16 protein-coding genes are annotated in these 15,487 nt (G+C 51.7%); 4 read left to right on the top strand and 12 right to left on the bottom strand.

Going from position 1 to position 15,487, the window contains the following annotated elements:
* Positions 1-8 precede the first annotated feature (8 nt).
* Positions 9-1,250: a saccharopine dehydrogenase family protein gene (locus tag FE845_RS11425; protein ID WP_200364640.1), complete on the bottom strand. Its 1,242-nt coding sequence runs from the start codon at positions 1,248-1,250 to the stop codon at positions 9-11.
* A gap of 199 nt (positions 1,251-1,449) precedes the next feature.
* Here FE845_RS11425 and FE845_RS11430 point away from each other — a divergent pair, with 199 nt between their 5' ends.
* Positions 1,450-1,791: a hypothetical protein gene (locus FE845_RS11430; RefSeq protein WP_200364643.1), complete on the top strand. Its 342-nt coding sequence runs from the start codon at positions 1,450-1,452 to the stop codon at positions 1,789-1,791.
* 12 nt (positions 1,792-1,803) lie between these two features.
* On the top strand, positions 1,804-2,283 hold the full coding sequence (locus FE845_RS11435; RefSeq protein WP_200364645.1) for a hypothetical protein: 480 nt from the start codon (positions 1,804-1,806) through the stop codon (positions 2,281-2,283).
* Positions 2,284-2,296: 13 nt separating this feature from the next.
* Here FE845_RS11435 and FE845_RS11440 read toward each other — a convergent pair whose 3' ends face one another.
* From FE845_RS11440 to FE845_RS11450, 3 genes are all read right to left on the bottom strand, one after another.
* The gene (locus FE845_RS11440; protein WP_200364647.1) at positions 2,297-3,139 is read right to left on the bottom strand and encodes a putative RNA methyltransferase; all 843 of its coding nucleotides are present in this window, start codon (positions 3,137-3,139) and stop codon (positions 2,297-2,299) included.
* 106 nt (positions 3,140-3,245) lie between these two features.
* Positions 3,246-4,187, bottom strand: coding sequence for an electron transfer flavoprotein subunit alpha/FixB family protein (locus tag FE845_RS11445; RefSeq protein WP_200364649.1), 942 nt, complete (start codon positions 4,185-4,187; stop codon positions 3,246-3,248).
* Positions 4,188-4,937: an electron transfer flavoprotein subunit beta/FixA family protein gene (locus tag FE845_RS11450; RefSeq protein ID WP_200364651.1), complete on the bottom strand. Its 750-nt coding sequence runs from the start codon at positions 4,935-4,937 to the stop codon at positions 4,188-4,190.
* Between the two features lie 523 nt (positions 4,938-5,460).
* Between FE845_RS11450 and FE845_RS11455 the strand changes: the two genes are divergently transcribed.
* The gene (locus FE845_RS11455; protein ID WP_200364653.1) at positions 5,461-7,113 is read left to right on the top strand and encodes an electron transfer flavoprotein-ubiquinone oxidoreductase; all 1,653 of its coding nucleotides are present in this window, start codon (positions 5,461-5,463) and stop codon (positions 7,111-7,113) included.
* A 158-nt stretch (positions 7,114-7,271) separates the two neighbouring features.
* Here FE845_RS11455 and FE845_RS11460 read toward each other — a convergent pair whose 3' ends face one another.
* The 7 genes from FE845_RS11460 to FE845_RS11490 form a co-directional block, all read right to left on the bottom strand.
* A complete protein-coding gene (locus FE845_RS11460; protein ID WP_200364655.1) occupies positions 7,272-7,733 on the bottom strand; it encodes an FKBP-type peptidyl-prolyl cis-trans isomerase in 462 nt (153 codons plus the stop codon).
* Between the two features lie 200 nt (positions 7,734-7,933).
* The gene (locus FE845_RS11465) at positions 7,934-8,500 is read right to left on the bottom strand and encodes a DUF1285 domain-containing protein (RefSeq protein WP_200364657.1); all 567 of its coding nucleotides are present in this window, start codon (positions 8,498-8,500) and stop codon (positions 7,934-7,936) included.
* A 27-nt stretch (positions 8,501-8,527) separates the two neighbouring features.
* The gene (locus FE845_RS11470; protein WP_200364660.1) at positions 8,528-9,424 is read right to left on the bottom strand and encodes a radical SAM protein; all 897 of its coding nucleotides are present in this window, start codon (positions 9,422-9,424) and stop codon (positions 8,528-8,530) included.
* A gap of 43 nt (positions 9,425-9,467) precedes the next feature.
* Positions 9,468-9,917 carry a phosphohistidine phosphatase SixA gene (gene sixA / locus FE845_RS11475; protein ID WP_200364662.1) on the bottom strand — a complete coding sequence of 150 codons (450 nt, stop codon included), beginning with the start codon at positions 9,915-9,917 and terminating at the stop codon, positions 9,468-9,470.
* A 15-nt stretch (positions 9,918-9,932) separates the two neighbouring features.
* Positions 9,933-11,000 carry an NAD(P)H-dependent glycerol-3-phosphate dehydrogenase gene (locus tag FE845_RS11480; protein ID WP_200364664.1) on the bottom strand — a complete coding sequence of 356 codons (1,068 nt, stop codon included), beginning with the start codon at positions 10,998-11,000 and terminating at the stop codon, positions 9,933-9,935.
* A 63-nt stretch (positions 11,001-11,063) separates the two neighbouring features.
* Complete coding sequence (locus FE845_RS11485) at positions 11,064-11,555, bottom strand: STAS domain-containing protein (protein ID WP_200364666.1); 492 nt, start codon at positions 11,553-11,555, stop codon at positions 11,064-11,066.
* A 16-nt stretch (positions 11,556-11,571) separates the two neighbouring features.
* Entirely contained in the window at positions 11,572-12,792 is a 1,221-nt protein-coding gene (locus FE845_RS11490) for a PP2C family protein-serine/threonine phosphatase (RefSeq protein ID WP_200364668.1), read from the bottom strand.
* A gap of 113 nt (positions 12,793-12,905) precedes the next feature.
* Between FE845_RS11490 and FE845_RS11495 the strand changes: the two genes are divergently transcribed.
* Positions 12,906-14,390 (top strand): HD domain-containing protein, encoded by a 1,485-nt coding sequence (locus tag FE845_RS11495; RefSeq protein ID WP_200364670.1) that lies wholly within the window; start codon positions 12,906-12,908, stop codon positions 14,388-14,390.
* Here FE845_RS11495 and FE845_RS11500 read toward each other — a convergent pair.
* Positions 14,380-15,423, bottom strand: coding sequence for an NAD(P)/FAD-dependent oxidoreductase (locus FE845_RS11500; RefSeq protein WP_200364673.1), 1,044 nt, complete (start codon positions 15,421-15,423; stop codon positions 14,380-14,382). The two genes, FE845_RS11495 and FE845_RS11500, sit on opposite strands and share 11 nt — an antisense overlap.
* Between the last annotated feature and the right edge of the window lie 64 nt (positions 15,424-15,487).

The raw sequence follows: 15,487 nt of genomic DNA on the forward strand, positions 1-15,487 counted from the left end.
GCAGCATGTTAACGAGTTTCAACAACGTCAAACGTAAGCCCAGCTTTGCTGGTTAAGCGATCAAGCAAATGACCGTCCAGTAGCGATGCCGGGGTCCAGAATCCGCCCGGCTGGTCGGCGGGAATGTCGAATGCCAGGCACATACCGGCTTCGCCCAGCATTTTGCCGGTAGATCCGTAACCCGGGTCAGCATCGCCCGTCACTTTTGTGATCATGGTTTTGCCATCCTGAGTGCGCCCCACAAAACGCAAATCGTAAAATCCTGCTTTTTGGGCTTCCGGAGTCGGACCCTCACCCGGCTGGGGTACAAATTTTTCAACCAGCCAGCGACTTGGCTTGATCGCGGATGCAGTCAGAAAGCCCATCAAGGCAGCGGTAATACCGTAGGCCGTAAGGCGGCCTTTAGTGCCTGTGCCCGTCATCATGGCTTCATCGTAGGTGAACTCTTTGCCATAACGTGCGTTTTGCATCGCGTTGGATCGATGCACAATACGGGTATTGATTGCCCCCATTACAAAGGGTGCCAGCCATACGTTGAAGGTTTTGTCGAACTCCGCACCTTTAAGGCTGGGCTGGCGTACCTTTGAGCGATGCTCAGGCGGGCAGATAGAAAATGGATTGGCCAGTTCTTTGCGCAGTTTCGGGTCGCTTGCAGCTTCTTTGGCGACGTTGATCATAGAGGCAACGGTGCCCCCGGATATACCACCTTTAGCAACCTTCACGCGCATGCGTACATCCTGACAGGCTTCACCAAATGTTTTTTCAGCCTGTTGCTGCAGAAACCACACGCCCATATCCGATGGGATAGAATCAAATCCGCAACAATGCACAATACGTGCGCCAGATGCCTTTGCTTGATCCTCATAGCGCTCAACCATGCGGCGGATCCACTGAACTTCGCCAGTCAAATCGCAGTAATCAGTGCCAGTCTCAACACAAGCTTTCACAAGAGGCTCGCCATACAGTGCGTATGGTCCAACTGTAGAGATAACAACTCGTGTTTGCTCACACATCGCTTTAAGGGCCTGATCATCCGTAGCATTTGCGAGTATCACCGGTAGTTCGCCAGCACCTTCGCCCAAGCTGGATTTAAGTGTGCTCAGTTTGGATTCTGAACGACCGGCAATGGCCCACTTGACCTCACCTGCAATGCCGTATGAATCAAACAAATATTGCGTAAGTATCTGGCCGACGAAACTGGTAGCTCCGAAGACAATCAGGTCGTATGTGGTTGGTGCTGGCTTGGTCATTACCTATCCCTTTTAAGAGGTCTTTCTACGATTATTGGGCGAATTTTGCTAAGAGTCGCAATGAACGGATCTTAACAGCTTTAAGCTGATGTTCTAACTTCATACGGAGCGCTTTAGCGTCGTCGTCACGGCCAATCGCACAGCCCCGCCTATAAGGCACACTGCTGACTATCGAATAATGAATTCGCGGAGGCATGCATTGGCCACTTTACTCCTGATATTCAGCATACTACTCACCGTGTTCAGCGGAGTTCTTTGCTGGCAAGTGATCGAGCAACGCAAAATCGTTGCTCGCATGATCACCGAGACTAAACAGAAGGACCCCTTATCCGATTTAGATAAAGAACCGCATTTGATCCTTACGTTAAAAGTGCTCAATCCGATTGCGGTGGCAAAGCGTGAATCCCGTTCTGCTCGGGTTTTAGCCGATAAGCTCCCCGTAATGGTGCGAAAAATGGTCTATCAAGAAGTAATAAAAGAACTGGAAGTTGAGATGATTGAGCGTGGCATCGACGTTGAGCTGAATATTGAGTACCGCTAGGAGAATCCCGCTGTGACTACCTCTCTCGCTTTCGCATTGCTCTTACTGGTGGCTGCAGCCGGAAGTCTTTGTTATGGGTTTTCGCAGCTCCAGCGCTCCAGAACGCTTATGCGCACGCTCAACGCCCACCGCATAGCGGTCAACAGCGATATACAAAAGCGCCGTTTGGATCTTTACGAAGTTCGTAACAGGGCGAAGCTGCTGGAAGATACGGTATCCGGCGGCGCCAGTGCGGTGGAAAAGATGCACAGAGCCATTTCGAATACCACCTTCAGTCTGGTCGCTCGGTTTTCAAAAGACGACGAGTTTCGGCAGAGTGCAAACAAAGCCCGGCAAACCCACGATCAAGCGAGTAAGCAGATTTACCATGCGGTGCGCACCACCAACAAAGCCATTCACATTCTCGCGGATTCTCTGTTTATCACCAAGGCGGAAAAGCGGGTCATATTAGGAAGGGGCGACCGCTCAGACTCGACTGATAAAGACCAATAGCCTGCTATGTTAATCAATTATTTTTAAGGCGTTTAAGGTTAGCTTCAACCGTTACTGTGAGTGATTCAAGCTCTTCAGCGCGGGCTAAACCTTCCGCCCTTGCACGGTAAAGGTGCGGTGTCATCGCCAACAAATCGGCAATGGCGTTTTTGTTTGGCAACGTCAGGCTGTAACGAATAACGTTCGTCTCTACCGTGGTAAACCCATCCGGAGCTGCATTTGAAGGCGGTTTGGGCGCTTTCAGTTCCGGATAAATGATTTCACGCAGCTCTTTAAGGTGGTCCGGCCCTACCTCCACCAAAACAGCCTCTCCACCTGAACGTAGCACCCGGGCAAATTCCGGATACATGGGAAAGCCGAATAGGCACAGCACGCGGTCCAATGTTTCCGGAAGTACAGGCAAGTTTGCATTGCTTCCCACAACCCATGCGGGGCCTTTGTATTGCTTGGCGGCTGCCAGCACGGCCCACTTGGAAATATCCAACCCCACAAGAGATAGCTCTGTGGTGCCGGGCGCCTTTTCGGCCAAATAGTGCATGTAATACCCTTCACCGCACCCTGCATCTAAGCACGTCAGCCTAGTCTTGTGGTCGTTCTTATGAAAAACGGCAGAGCTGAGAGCATCTGCAATAGGTTGATAAAAACCAGCGTTCAAAAACCGCTGGCGAGCCGCAACCATCTCTTTGTTGTCGCCGGGATCTTTGGAGCGTTTATTCTGCACGGGTAGTAAATGGACATAACCCTGTCGGGCAATATCGAAACTATGACCAGCCTCGCACTGCCAGCTTCTGCCCTTTAGCTGCAACGCAGAACCGTCGAGTGGGCAAGCAAAAGCTTCGAATGCACTGATAGTCATTGAGAGGTATCCGGGTTGGGAAGGCGATTACAAACACATGCTGATAGTTTATTACGTAGGAACAAAAAAGACACCCGAAGGTGCCTTTTCGTTGCCTGATAGAAAGTTACAGAACTTTCTTCAGTTCTTCCTCAAGTTGCGGTACTGCTTCAAACAGATCCGCGACTAGGCCGTAATCGGCAACTTGGAAGATCGGAGCTTCTTCATCCTTGTTGATCGCAACGATCACCTTGGAATCAGACATACCTGCCAAGTGCTGAATCGCACCGGAGATACCCACAGCGATGTACAGCTGCGGAGCAACAATCTTACCAGTCTGGCCTACCTGCATGTCGTTCGGCACGAAGCCTGCATCGACCGCTGCACGTGAGGCACCGATACCTGCGCCCAGCAAGTCAGCAACCTGCTCCAGCATCTTGAAGTTGTCGCCATTTTGCATGCCGCGGCCACCGGAGATAACAATACCGGCACTGGCAAGATCAGGACGATCGGATTCAGCTTTCTGCTCGCCAACAAACGAGGATAGGCCAGCGTCTTTAACAACGTCTAACTGCTCAACGGAAGCAGAACCGCCTTCCGCGGCAACCGGATCAAACCCTGTCGGGCGAACGGTTACAACCTTGATGCTATCGCTGGTTTTAACCGTTGCGATAGCATTACCCGCGTAAATCGGGCGAACAAAGGTGTCCTCAGACTCAACGCGGATGATGTCAGATACCTGAGCAACGTCCAGCAGCGCAGCAACGCGCGGCATGAAGTCCTTACCCGTGGTGCCGGCAGAGCTCAGAATGTGGCTGTAACCCTTACCCACTTCCGCTACCAACTCACCTAGGTTTTCACCCAAGAAGTGGCCGTAAGCTGCGTTGTCGGCAACCAATACCTTTGCAACGCCTTCGGCTTTGGCTGCGGCTTCAGCAACAGCGCCACAGTTTTCACCAGCAACCAGTACGTCGATATCGCCACCGATGGCCTTGGCAGCCGCTACAACGCTCAGAGTAGCCTGCTTCAGGCTGCTATTGTCGTGTTCAGCAATTACAAGGATGCTCATTTAGATCACCTTCGCTTCGTTCTTCAGTTTATCGACCAGCTCGGCAACGTCGGCCACTTTAACACCTGCTGAACGGCCAGCCGGTGCTTCAACTTTCAAAGTGGTCAGGCGCGATGCAATTTCAACACCTAGGTCAGCCGGGCTCATTGTATCGAGCGGCTTTTTCTTTGCCTTCATAATGTTTGGCAGAGACGCATAGCGAGGCTCATTCAAACGCAGGTCTGTGGTTACAACCGCGGGGAGGTTCAGGGAAAGGGTCATAAGACCACCGTCTACCTCACGGGTAACATTTACTTTTTCGCCATCAACAACCACTTCGGAAGCGAAAGTGCCCTGACCCATTCCGGTCAGTGCAGCCAGCATCTGGCCAGTTTGGTTGTTATCAGAATCGATGGACTGCTTGCCAAGAATGACGAGCTTGGGCTCTTCTTTCTCAACAACGGCTTTAAGTAGCTTGGCCGCGTCAAGAGACTGAACGTCTCCGTCGGCTTCAATGTGGATACCACGGTCAGCACCCAGCGCCAGCGCAGTACGAATCTGCTCCTGACAAGCCTTGGGGCCAATGGAAACCACGACAATTTCGTTTGCAATACCCTTTTCTTTCAGACGAACCGCTTCTTCAACAGCGATTTCGCAGAATGGGTTCATTGCCATTTTGACGTTGGCGAGATCAACACCAGTGTTATCCGGCTTGACACGTACCTTTACGTTGTAGTCGATTACTCGTTTTACAGCGACCAGAACCTTCATAGATTCCTCGTTCTTCTACGATGGGTTAATGACTCTCAACCAAAAATACTCTAATACAGGCCCTGTGCGGGCGAGTTACAGAACATTTTCGATTGCTTCGTCTCGGTGATATACCGGGATTATGGGTATAGGAACCGAACGTTACAAACAGCGGCCTCACACTGGGGCCATCCGTCACGGCGCACTAATACTGAAGGCAAAGATAAAGTGGGTCAATAGTCCAATGAGACGCCCCACACCTGTTTCCTGAGCCAATCAGTCGACACTGCGTCCGCAGTTGATAGCATTACAACCGATCCAGCGGGCTGTATCGCAGCACGAATCTACAATGCCAAAGCTTTGGCCAAATTTCAAACAAACGTTTGTTTGAAACTCTAAATACGTTATTCTTTATGTGCAATAAAGCCGGAGCATTGGGCTATGGGTAGTCGTCTGAGAATACTTTTAACGGTATGATGGCGCTCCAGAAATTAAAAAGCCTGCGGGCATAAAATATCCATTAAAGATGTTTGAGGAGACCAACGTGGAACGCGAATCGATGGAATTTGATGTTCTTATCGTCGGCGGCGGGCCTGCTGGCTTGTCGGCAGCTTGCCGAGTTATGCAGTTGGCACAGGAAGCTGGCGAAGAACTGACGGTATGCGTAGTTGAGAAAGGTTCTGAGATTGGTGCACATATTTTGGCCGGCACTGTTTTTGAGCCAACCGCTCTCAATGAACTCTTCCCTGACTGGAAAGAGAAAGGCGCACCCCTGAACACCCCGGTTACCCGTGACGATATTTTCCTGCTAAAAGATCAGGAAAAGGGAACCAAAATCCCGAACGCTTTTGTCCCCAAAAACATGCACAACCATGGCAACTATATTATCAGCCTTGGTAACCTGTGCCGTTGGCTTGGTGAGCAGGCCGAAGCTCTGGGCGTTGAAGTTTACCCGGGCTTTGCTGCAGCCGAGACTATTATTGAAGACGGCCAAGTCAAAGGTATTCTGACCGGCGATATGGGTGTCGCAGCCGACGGTTCAGAAAAAGACGGCTATATGCCGGGCATGGAACTGCGCGCCAAATACACTCTGTTCACAGAAGGCTGTCGCGGCCATCTAGGCAAGCGCCTGATTAAAGATTTCAAGCTCGACGAAGGCAAAGACCCCCAGCATTACGGTATTGGTATTAAAGAGCTGTGGGACATAGATCCGGCCAAACACGAGCCAGGACTGGTTGTACACACCACCGGCTGGCCCCTTACGGAAACCGGTTCTACCGGTGGATCCTTCCTTTATCACCTAGAAAACGGTCAGGTTTACGTGGGCTTGATTGCAGACCTTTCCTACAGCAACCCGCATTTGAGCCCATTTGAAGAGTTCCAGCGTTTGAAGACCCACCCGGAATACAAACAGTATCTGGAAGGCGGTAAGCGTGTTTCCTACGGTGCCCGCGCTCTAACCAAAGGTGGATATAACGCTCTACCCAAGATGAGCTTCCCCGGCGGCCTGCTGCTTGGCTGCGATGCCGGTACGCTAAATAGCTCCAAGATCAAAGGCTCCCATACTGCTATGAAGTCTGGCCTACTGGGCGCGGAAGCCGTGTTTGAAGCCCTCAAGAGCGGAAAGAACGGTGAAGAAATCACCAGCTTTGCTGATCGCTTTGAGAACAGCTGGCTGTACAAAGAGCTTTATGACGAGCGTAACTTTGGCCCGGCAATGCACAAGTTTGGTAACTTCATCGGTGGTGCAATCGCTTTCTTTGAGCAGAACATTCTGCGCAGAAGTCTGCCTTTCACGCTGCGTGATCTAACACCAGATTACGCCGCAATGAAGCCCGCTGCTGATTGCAAGAAGCCGAACTACCCCAAGCCAGATAATAAGCTGACCTTTGACCGGCTTACCTCGGTGTTTATTTCCAACACCAATCACGCCGAGAACCAGCCGGTTCACCTGAAGCTGACTGACCCGGATATTCCCATCAACCATAACCTACCCAAGTACGACGAGCCTGCTCAGCGCTACTGCCCTGCAGGGGTTTACGAGGTGGTTGATAAAGACGATGGCAGCGGTAAACGGTTCCAGATCAACGCCCAGAACTGTGTTCACTGCAAGACCTGTGACATTAAGGATCCTTCGCAGAACATTACCTGGGTAACGCCGGAAGGCGGTGGTGGGCCAAATTATCCCAATATGTGATTTGGCTTACTAATCCAAAGCATCACCAGCTTGTTTATCAGTGATTGCTTTTGAAGCGGAGGTGCAGTTTAGACTGCACCTCCTTTTTTGTGCCTATCTTTATCCCAGACACTAAAAAGGCTCCCGTAGGAGCCTTTTAGAAAACGGAATCAACACTCTTAGTGAGCGTGGCCGTGTTCCTTTTCTTCGTCAGTGGCATCACGCGCTTCGATGACTTCAACATCAAAGTGCAGAGTTTCGCCAGCTAGCGGGTGGTTCGCATCAATGGTAACGGTTTCTTCGCTCACTTCCACAACACGAACAACCTGAGGACCGCCTGGAGTCTGGGCTTGGAACTGCATGCCCGGCTCAATGGTGTCCACGCCTTCAAAAGCAGTACGCGGAACTGGCTGAACCAACTCTTCGTTGATTTCGCCGTAGCCTTCAGCTGGCTCTACAGAAACTTTTACCTGATCGCCTGGGTTCTTTTCGGCCAAGGCACTTTCCAGACCACCGATAATGTTTTGTGCACCTTCCAGATAAGCCAATGGCTCGCGACCTTCTCCACGGGAGGAGTCCAGCTCTTCTCCCTGATTATTGGTAAGCGTGTAGTGGATGGTAACAACGCGAGGTTGGGCCATGTGATCTCCTTGAGTGTCGCAATGACTGTTTGATTGATTAAGGGCAATCGAAAGTAATCATGAACAGCCAGACTGAACAGAGGGACTAACGACCACCAGGCCTCGTTTGAGAGCCGGGCTCGTAACAAGCACGAATGTACAGTTTAACAACTGATACTGTGCGTTTTCCACCGTCATTTCTGGGGGCGCCCTCAGGCTTTTCAACCGCCCTGCCCGATTTTGTAGAAATTTCCGTGGCTGAAAACGCCTAGCGCCGCCTTTCCGTCAATGGTTTGCTCCACAACATGCTCTACTAGGTCGTAGTAGGCAGCGGTTACAAGGCGGGCAACTAGCCCGTGGCGCACCTTTACTATAGGACGGGGTTGCCCCGAGCCCTCGTAACTACCCACTTCGAGTGCATGCTCGTCACCAACCTCAATGGTTTCTCCCACATTGGTTGTCAGCCTTATAACCTGCTGTTCACCGCTGCCTTCAACGACAAAAGAGTGGGCCAGTAAGGGGGTATCTTCGACCTGTATCCGCCATTTCTCTACCGGTGTAACCAGATAGTAGTGACCATCGTCTTCTCGGCGGAGAATGGTGGAAAACAGTTTAACGATAGCCTCTCGGCCCAGCGGTTCACCTTTATGAATCCACTGTCCGTCTCTGCTTATTCTCAGGTCCATATCGCCAGACAGCTCCGGGTGCCACTTGTCAATTGGCGGCTGACTGACGTTCTTCGCGGTTTTCTGCACTTGCTCGGCAAGCTTCTCCGGGCTCTGGCTCATAGTTCTGCTCCGCAAACCGATAATTTATTACAAACCACGCTGCCATTCAGGCCTTAGCGGCACGGCACCGGGGCTTGTAATGGCCAGATTAACCTGATCCAAAAGCGTCTGCTTGTCTCGCCCCAGATTCCCTTTAAGGATTAAATAGTTTGATGCATGGTCACTTCTAAATACGGTCTTCTCCAGCTCAAGGTGCTCCAGAAAAGTACGAATTTCTTCAAACAGACCTTGCTGGGAAAGTGGAATGAAGTCCTCGCCAAAACCTTCTCGAAAGCGCTCTTCGCCTTGAGGGAAACTGACCACCAGAGTAGACAAGTAATCCGGCTGGGTTTCGTTGCAGAGAGTGGCGGTATTTATCGCGTGTTGGCGCGAGAGCGTTTCACCGCCCAGTCCATTGAGCACCATAACTGAACTCGTCAACCCAGCTTCGCGAATTTTCAGCAAAGCAGATCGGGTTGATTCCCAAGTTTCCCCTTTGTTTATGCGTCGAAGGACTTCGTCGTCTCCTGACTCCATACCAACGTATAGAATCTTGAGCCCCGCTTCTTTTAACTGTTTAAGTTCTTCTACGGTCTTTTTCGCAAGGTTTCTCGGGAGACAATAACTGGACACTCGTTGCAACGCCGGGAAGGCCGCATTCAGATCGCCCAGAATCTCTAGCAATCTGCGGGTTGGCAGCACCATGGCGTCTCCGTCTGCCAAGAAAACCCGCCTTACACCTCCCAGACTTTTTGCTGCCTTCTCGATATCCTTACGAACATCTTCCGGCTTGCGTGCCCGGAATTTTTTCTGGGGTTGGGTATACATCTCGCAGAAGGTGCATTTATTCCAGGAGCAGCCGTTAGTCACCGGCAGAATCAACGATTTTGCTTCGCTGGGAGGCCGAAAAACTGGCTCTACATACTCAATAGGAAAACTGTACATACTCTGTACTCAACAATTAGAAATGACCCTGATGATAACGTAGTCAGGGCAAATACTGGGTTTTCAAGTCTGCGCAGCCGGGGCCGACCACTGGCATATCGAGCACAACAGCTTGCCCGGTCATAAAAGGAATGCCACGGCGATGCCCGTCAACCAGAAGCGTAGACAAGCTGCCCACTAAAGGCATGTGGGACACCAGCATCAGCGGTGTATGCTGGCTCTCAAGTAAGGCGTTTAAGCAGGTCCCAGGGTCGTCTTCCGGCGTAATGAAGGTCTTTTCCTCCACCGGGCAATTGAGAATTTCAGAAACAATAGCTGCCGTCTGTCTTGCCCGCACATAGGGGCTACTCCAAATTTGCACAGGCCGCCAAGGCGACGCGGCTATCTGGGCAGCGCAGTTTGCAACTTGTTTCCGGCCGGTTTCGGTGAGCGTTCGCTCTTGGTCCAGCGAGTGCCAGCCAGCCTCACCATGGCGCATGATAAGCAGGTGCATAAGCAACCTCCGGTATTACTCAGCGATGGTTCTAGGCAGAATAAACTCAACGTCGGAGTTCTGTACAGACATCATCAGGCTATTGATTACTGCGCTGATGGACGCATCCCCGTAGAGAATTTCATAAAGGCCGCGTACCAGAGGCATGTATATCCCTATGGCTTCAGCCTTTTCTTTTACCAATTCCAGCGTGTAAATGCCTTCTGCCACCTGCCCCAGTTCAGCCACCGCATCATCCAACTTCTTCCCTTGACCAACAGCATGGCCAACCCGGAAATTGCGGCTTTTTGAAGACGTACAGGTAACAATTAGATCACCCACACCGGCCAGCCCCATAAACGTCATTGGGTTGGCACCTAGGCTGACAGCAAAACGGCTCATTTCCGCCAGCCCGCGTGTAATCAACATAGCATTGGCGTTCTCACCCATGTTTAAGGCAGAGGCCAAGCCAGCAACAATGGCATAGATATTCTTGAGTGCGCCCGCCAGCTCAACCCCGTAAATATCTACGTTGGCGTATACACGGAAATACTCGCACCCCAACAGATCCTGAACAGCGCGCCTTACTTCCGGGTCCTTAGCGGCGATAACCGTTGCGGTAAGGTCGCGGTTTACAATTTCACTCGCCAAATTCGGGCCGCTCAATACGCCGATACGGCAGCGGGGGATTTCTTCCTGAAGAATCTCACTCATAAGCTTGAAGCCATGCGCTTCAATCCCTTTTGTGAGGCTTACAACAATTTGCCCTTCACGGAATTTGTCGCTGTTTTCACGAATAACGGTACGAAAGGCCTTGCTGGGGATGGCGACAAATACAATCTCTGCTTTGCGGACGGCGCCCGCAAGATCTGTGGTCGGCTGTATGTCGCCTTTAATTTCCACATCGGGCAAGTAGCGACTGTTAATACCGGTAGTGCGGATTTCTTCTGCCTGAGCTTCATCGCGCATCCAGAAGTGCACCCGGTGGCCATTCTCGCCAAGCACTTTTGCCATGGCAGAGCCGAAGCTGCCGCCTCCGAGAACCGCCACATCATGCACCGGTTCTTCGACCTCATTTACAAGAGGCTCATTATTTTCAGGCATAGTTATTCCGTGTTTATGTAATTCAGGTTCGAATCAGCGAGGCCGAAATGAGAAGCGCGACGTTTAGCCGGGCTCTTCACATTCCAAAGCACGCACTAGATTCTTGAACTCTTCCCGGTTTTGCTTGTTCAGCCCCATAAGCACTTTATGGGCGTCCAGTACCTTATCCCGAACGTCTTGTTCGCTGGCCTTCAGCACAGGTATTTCTTCAAGTTCTTCAATGCGCGAGGCGGGCTCACGAACAATAATAAAGATCTTATCGAACCCCATGGAGGTGATAATACGGGTAATGTCCGGGTTGGTGGAGATCAGCGTGGGTAAAAAGTGGCTTTGCTTTTGGGCCGCCATGGCGATCTTGGCGAGCAGGCCGAGGGTGGTACTGTCGATGATCTCGGTTTCGGTGAGATCAATCACCACAGTTTTGAACTGGGGATCCAAGGTGATGGAGTCAACCAGATTGTCTAATGTACAGCATAGGTTCAGCCGGATTTCTCCAATGAACTTCAGAACATAAATGCCCTGTTTTTCAGCCTGCAGAATTTTATAACCAGCCATGTCTCTCACACTGCCACTAGTTCGTCGACGTGTTGTCTGACACTGTCACCGTATCAGTAACCGTCACAATACCGATATCGTCCGGTAACTCTGTGATCTCGTCGAGGTTAAGAGCCTCGCTAAGAGATGCGACAGTGTGACGACCTGCAGATACGAGTTCAAGTAGTCTCTGCTCCTTTTCATCAAGACTCTTCTGCTTTATCACCTCCAGAATTCCGTCTGAAAACAGAATCAGGTGAAAAGGCTTGTCCAGTGGGACTTCATAAACCTCCCACTGCGGCGATTCAAAGAGCCCGATAGGAAGCCCACTACCCTCCAGAAACGCTGTTTCTCCACCCTCAAAGGAAAGCACTGGCATTGGGAAGTGAGCCCCCACTGAATACTTCAATTTACGCTCACTCAAAGAAATAATGCCAACAAACATTGTTACGTGTTTTCCCAGACCCGTATCAAGCAGCTCCGAGTTGATGCGTTGAAGAAAACGGTCGGGGTAGAGAATATCGTCTGTCGACCCTCGGCGTAGGTTGCGCTGTAAACGGTTACTAAGGTTCTTCAGTAGCACTGTCACGAAGGCAGAACTGGCGCCGTGACCAGAGACATCGGCGATGTAAACCAGCGTTTTATCTTCGGTGAGCGGAAAATAATCGAGAAAGTCACCACTCAGATAGAGCGACGGCTTAATTAAGTGATCCACAAACAAACCACCGGTGAACTGCTCTTTCTCAGGCAACATACGCAGCTGAACTTTGCGCCCTGCCCTCTGATCTGCGCGCAACTCAGCAATGCCATCTCTTAGGTCCCGGTTGGCGTCTTCCAGTTCTTGCCGATATAACTGATTAAGACGGCTCAAACGTACACGTTCAAGCAGCTTGCGAATCACGTCACCAAGAGCTTTCTTGTCTTTGCTAAAAGGCTTAAGCACAAAATCGGAAGCGCCTGCTCGAAGCGCATCGACAACCTGCTTGCTGGATTCACTGCATGAGAAGGCCACGATGGGCGTGAGGGATTCGGCCTCTTCCAGATGGTCCGCCAGACTTTCTATCTGCACGGGATCCAGATCTGCAAAGATAACATCGGGCATGTTATCGTCAATCACCGCACTGGCAGTTGAGAGATCGCGATAGCCTGAGACGTAAAAGCCTCTGGTTTCAAGGTGGCGCGCAAGCTCTGCACGAGCCTTCTCGTCTGCATCAATGATCAGTATTCGAATAAGAAGGCGCCCGGTGCGCGAGGTCATGGCTGCTGCCCTAAACTACCAGCGATAAACGAAAAATGACGTGTCAAAACCTATTTTGGCATGCCCCTGTGATATAACAAGGCCAGTTTGGCCAAATCCGGAGATTCCTGCGAATGAGAAGAGCGGTAAATGACCTGTTAGGTGCTTATGACAAGCTGATTATGGACCCGGTTCACGGCGCGATTCCATTATACCGTCACGAAGTTCAGGTGATTGACCATCCGCTTTTCCAACGTCTGCGTAATATTTGCCAGAACGATATCCTCAGCTTGGTGTTCCCCGGTGCCACGCACTCCCGCTTTTTGCACAGTATTGGCGTAATGCATGTGGGCACGCGAATGTTTCGCTCAATGATTGACGCCTACCTGCGGGAGCGTCAACTCAGTGAGCAAACCGACCTGAGCTTGAATCAACTGGATGCCATTGATTACTTGGCCAAAACCATCCGCCTTGGCTGTCTGCTTCATGACAGCGGGCACTCCAGCTTCTCCCACCAGTTCACTCAGGCCCAACGGATTCGCGACCTCATGAGTCGCCCGGGGCGGTTTGCCGACCTTTGGGAAGGCGTTGACTATTCTGCCTACCATAGCGTGGAACCGGAAGAGCTTGAACATGAGCACTATTCCGTGCGGGTAGCGCACGATGTGCTATCTGTAGTGGATTTGAAAGCAGCAGGTCTCCACGCTCAAGATGTGATCGGAATAATGGAGACCACAGATGTAACGCCAAGCGATACCTTCTGCCGCCACGCTCGTACCTTTTGGGGCTTTATTGCGGGTGAAGACGCTGAAGCTGGGTCTTTGATCAGCGACAACATTCCGCGCTTGGTGCTGGACCTGCTCTCATCCATCGTATCCGGCGAGATTGACGCTGACCGCGCCGATTACATGCTGCGGGACGGGTTTCATTCATCCGTTACAATTGGCGGCTTCAACCTTGACCATCTTCTGAGCAACTTACGTTTTGGCTGGGATGAATCAGAACCTTGGTTGGGCCTAGCCATTACCCAAAAAGGCCTTGGCGCGCTGGAGGATTTTGTTTACAGCCGGTATCAGATGTACCGCAAAGTCTACGCCCACAAAACGGCTCTGGGGTTTGACTGGCTACTGAGGGAAGCCATTAACGAGGTTTTGGAAGACCCGGAAAGCTTTGAATGGATCGACACCTGCCTCAGCAATATGCGGTACTTTGCCGAACTCACAGACAACTTTTTTTGGGAAGCCTTCCGGAAAGTCGCCCGCCAGCGACCGGAGAGCTTCTCGTTCTGTATTGTGAACCGGGTAAAACTGAACCACCTAGATACACGGGAAGATCTCTCCGCCAGTGGCATTGCCAGTCACAGCGCTTGGCTGGCCGAAGCAATGGAGCTTAATCCGGCCCACGTGGTTACCTGCTCCATGCGGGCGCGCTTCTCCAATATTCAGGACAACTTCAATGGCATTAAGGTATTGGTTCGAGACCCTGTTAACCGGACACGCTCGCTGAAAAAGATCACCAATGTAAGTGCCTTTTTCAGCAAGTTCAGCGACGGAACCATCACCCACTTCTACACAAGGCCAGACACCACCGTAAAGACCACCCCCGGAATTAGCGGCTAACCGGCCGCTCCGCGCAGGCGGACACCAAACTACAGGCGCTGTCGAAGGCGCCTTCAACCCTGCCACCGCTGAGCCAATCGCCCGCAAGGCCGATGCCGTGATCTTCAAACCAGAGATAGCCGGGATTGGCACCTCCTTCTGAGCGAGCATAAAGCCAGCGGTGGGCAACGGAATCCGTCACCATTGCCGTTGTGCCTGTCAGATCCCGAAATGCTGCAATGAGCTCTTCCGTGACCTTTTCAGGCGCCGCATCAACATGTTGTTCCGTCCATTCCGGGGTCGCGTGTAACACCCACCATACGCCTTCGCTGGTCTGATCCGAGGTTTCACGGCCGGGCTTGCTGGAATTGTTAGCAACCCAGTACAGCGCCCGGTGATTACACCGCATGCCAACGTGGCGCGGCCACGGGTTTTCCGTAAATCGCGCAGCTACCGCCCAGCAAGGCAACACCCGGCTTACGGCGTCGTTAAGCTCCGCAGCCAGTTCCGGTAAATTGCTTTGTTCAAGCAAATCTCTGGCCTGAGCTGGCGGCGCGGTGATAATTACCTGATCGAATTCGCCTAGTTCATCACCGCTTGTATCAGTGAGCCGCCAGCCTTTGCTGTTTCGTTTTAAGCTCTCTATGCGCGTTTCCGCAATCAGATTTACATGGCTGGAAAGAGCCCGCGAAATGGCTGTCATTCGCGGCACGCCCACGTACCGGTGCTCATCAGGAAATGCCTGCCACTGGCCGTCTTTGTCCTGAAAACCAAATGAGCCTTCCCAAGTGCTAAAACGTCGGTTGCCGGCAAACTCTTCAAGAAACGGAAGAAAGTCCGGATTACGGGAGGTGAAATACTGCGCTCCAATATCCGCCGCCCCCTCTGCAACCCGTTTTGCGGCGAGCCTACCACCGGGGCCACGGCTTTTTTCGAACACAGTCACATCGTGTCCCTGCTGTTTCAGCTTTATAGCAGCACTCAAGCCCGCTAGGCCTGAACCAACAATCGCGATACGGCGTATATCATTTTTAGTAAGCGTCTCATTAAACATGGTTTATGGTGCATCCAAGTGCTGTGGTCAGAGCGTACAAACCAGCAAGCGACAGAGCCCGGTA

This window comes from Marinobacter sp. 1-4A (genome assembly GCF_016597725.1).
Classification (GTDB): domain Bacteria; phylum Pseudomonadota; class Gammaproteobacteria; order Pseudomonadales; family Oleiphilaceae; genus Marinobacter.

Coding starts and splice junctions, on each gene's coding strand:
- FE845_RS11440 (WP_200364647.1), bottom strand. CDS start 3,139: ATGACTATCAGTGCATTCGAAGCTTTTGCTTGCCCACTCGACGGTTCT.
- FE845_RS11425 (WP_200364640.1), bottom strand. CDS start 1,250: ATGACCAAGCCAGCACCAACCACATACGACCTGATTGTCTTCGGAGCT.
- sixA (WP_200364662.1), bottom strand. CDS start 9,917: ATGCACCTGCTTATCATGCGCCATGGTGAGGCTGGCTGGCACTCGCTG.
- FE845_RS11470 (WP_200364660.1), bottom strand. CDS start 9,424: ATGTACAGTTTTCCTATTGAGTATGTAGAGCCAGTTTTTCGGCCTCCC.
- FE845_RS11445 (WP_200364649.1), bottom strand. CDS start 4,187: ATGAGCATCCTTGTAATTGCTGAACACGACAATAGCAGCCTGAAGCAG.
- FE845_RS11460 (WP_200364655.1), bottom strand. CDS start 7,733: ATGGCCCAACCTCGCGTTGTTACCATCCACTACACGCTTACCAATAAT.
- FE845_RS11480 (WP_200364664.1), bottom strand. CDS start 11,000: ATGCCTGAAAATAATGAGCCTCTTGTAAATGAGGTCGAAGAACCGGTG.
- FE845_RS11495 (WP_200364670.1), top strand. CDS start 12,906: ATGAGAAGAGCGGTAAATGACCTGTTAGGTGCTTATGACAAGCTGATT.
- FE845_RS11450 (WP_200364651.1), bottom strand. CDS start 4,937: ATGAAGGTTCTGGTCGCTGTAAAACGAGTAATCGACTACAACGTAAAG.
- FE845_RS11500 (WP_200364673.1), bottom strand. CDS start 15,423: ATGTTTAATGAGACGCTTACTAAAAATGATATACGCCGTATCGCGATT.
- FE845_RS11465 (WP_200364657.1), bottom strand. CDS start 8,500: ATGAGCCAGAGCCCGGAGAAGCTTGCCGAGCAAGTGCAGAAAACCGCG.
- FE845_RS11490 (WP_200364668.1), bottom strand. CDS start 12,792: ATGACCTCGCGCACCGGGCGCCTTCTTATTCGAATACTGATCATTGAT.
- FE845_RS11485 (WP_200364666.1), bottom strand. CDS start 11,555: ATGGCTGGTTATAAAATTCTGCAGGCTGAAAAACAGGGCATTTATGTT.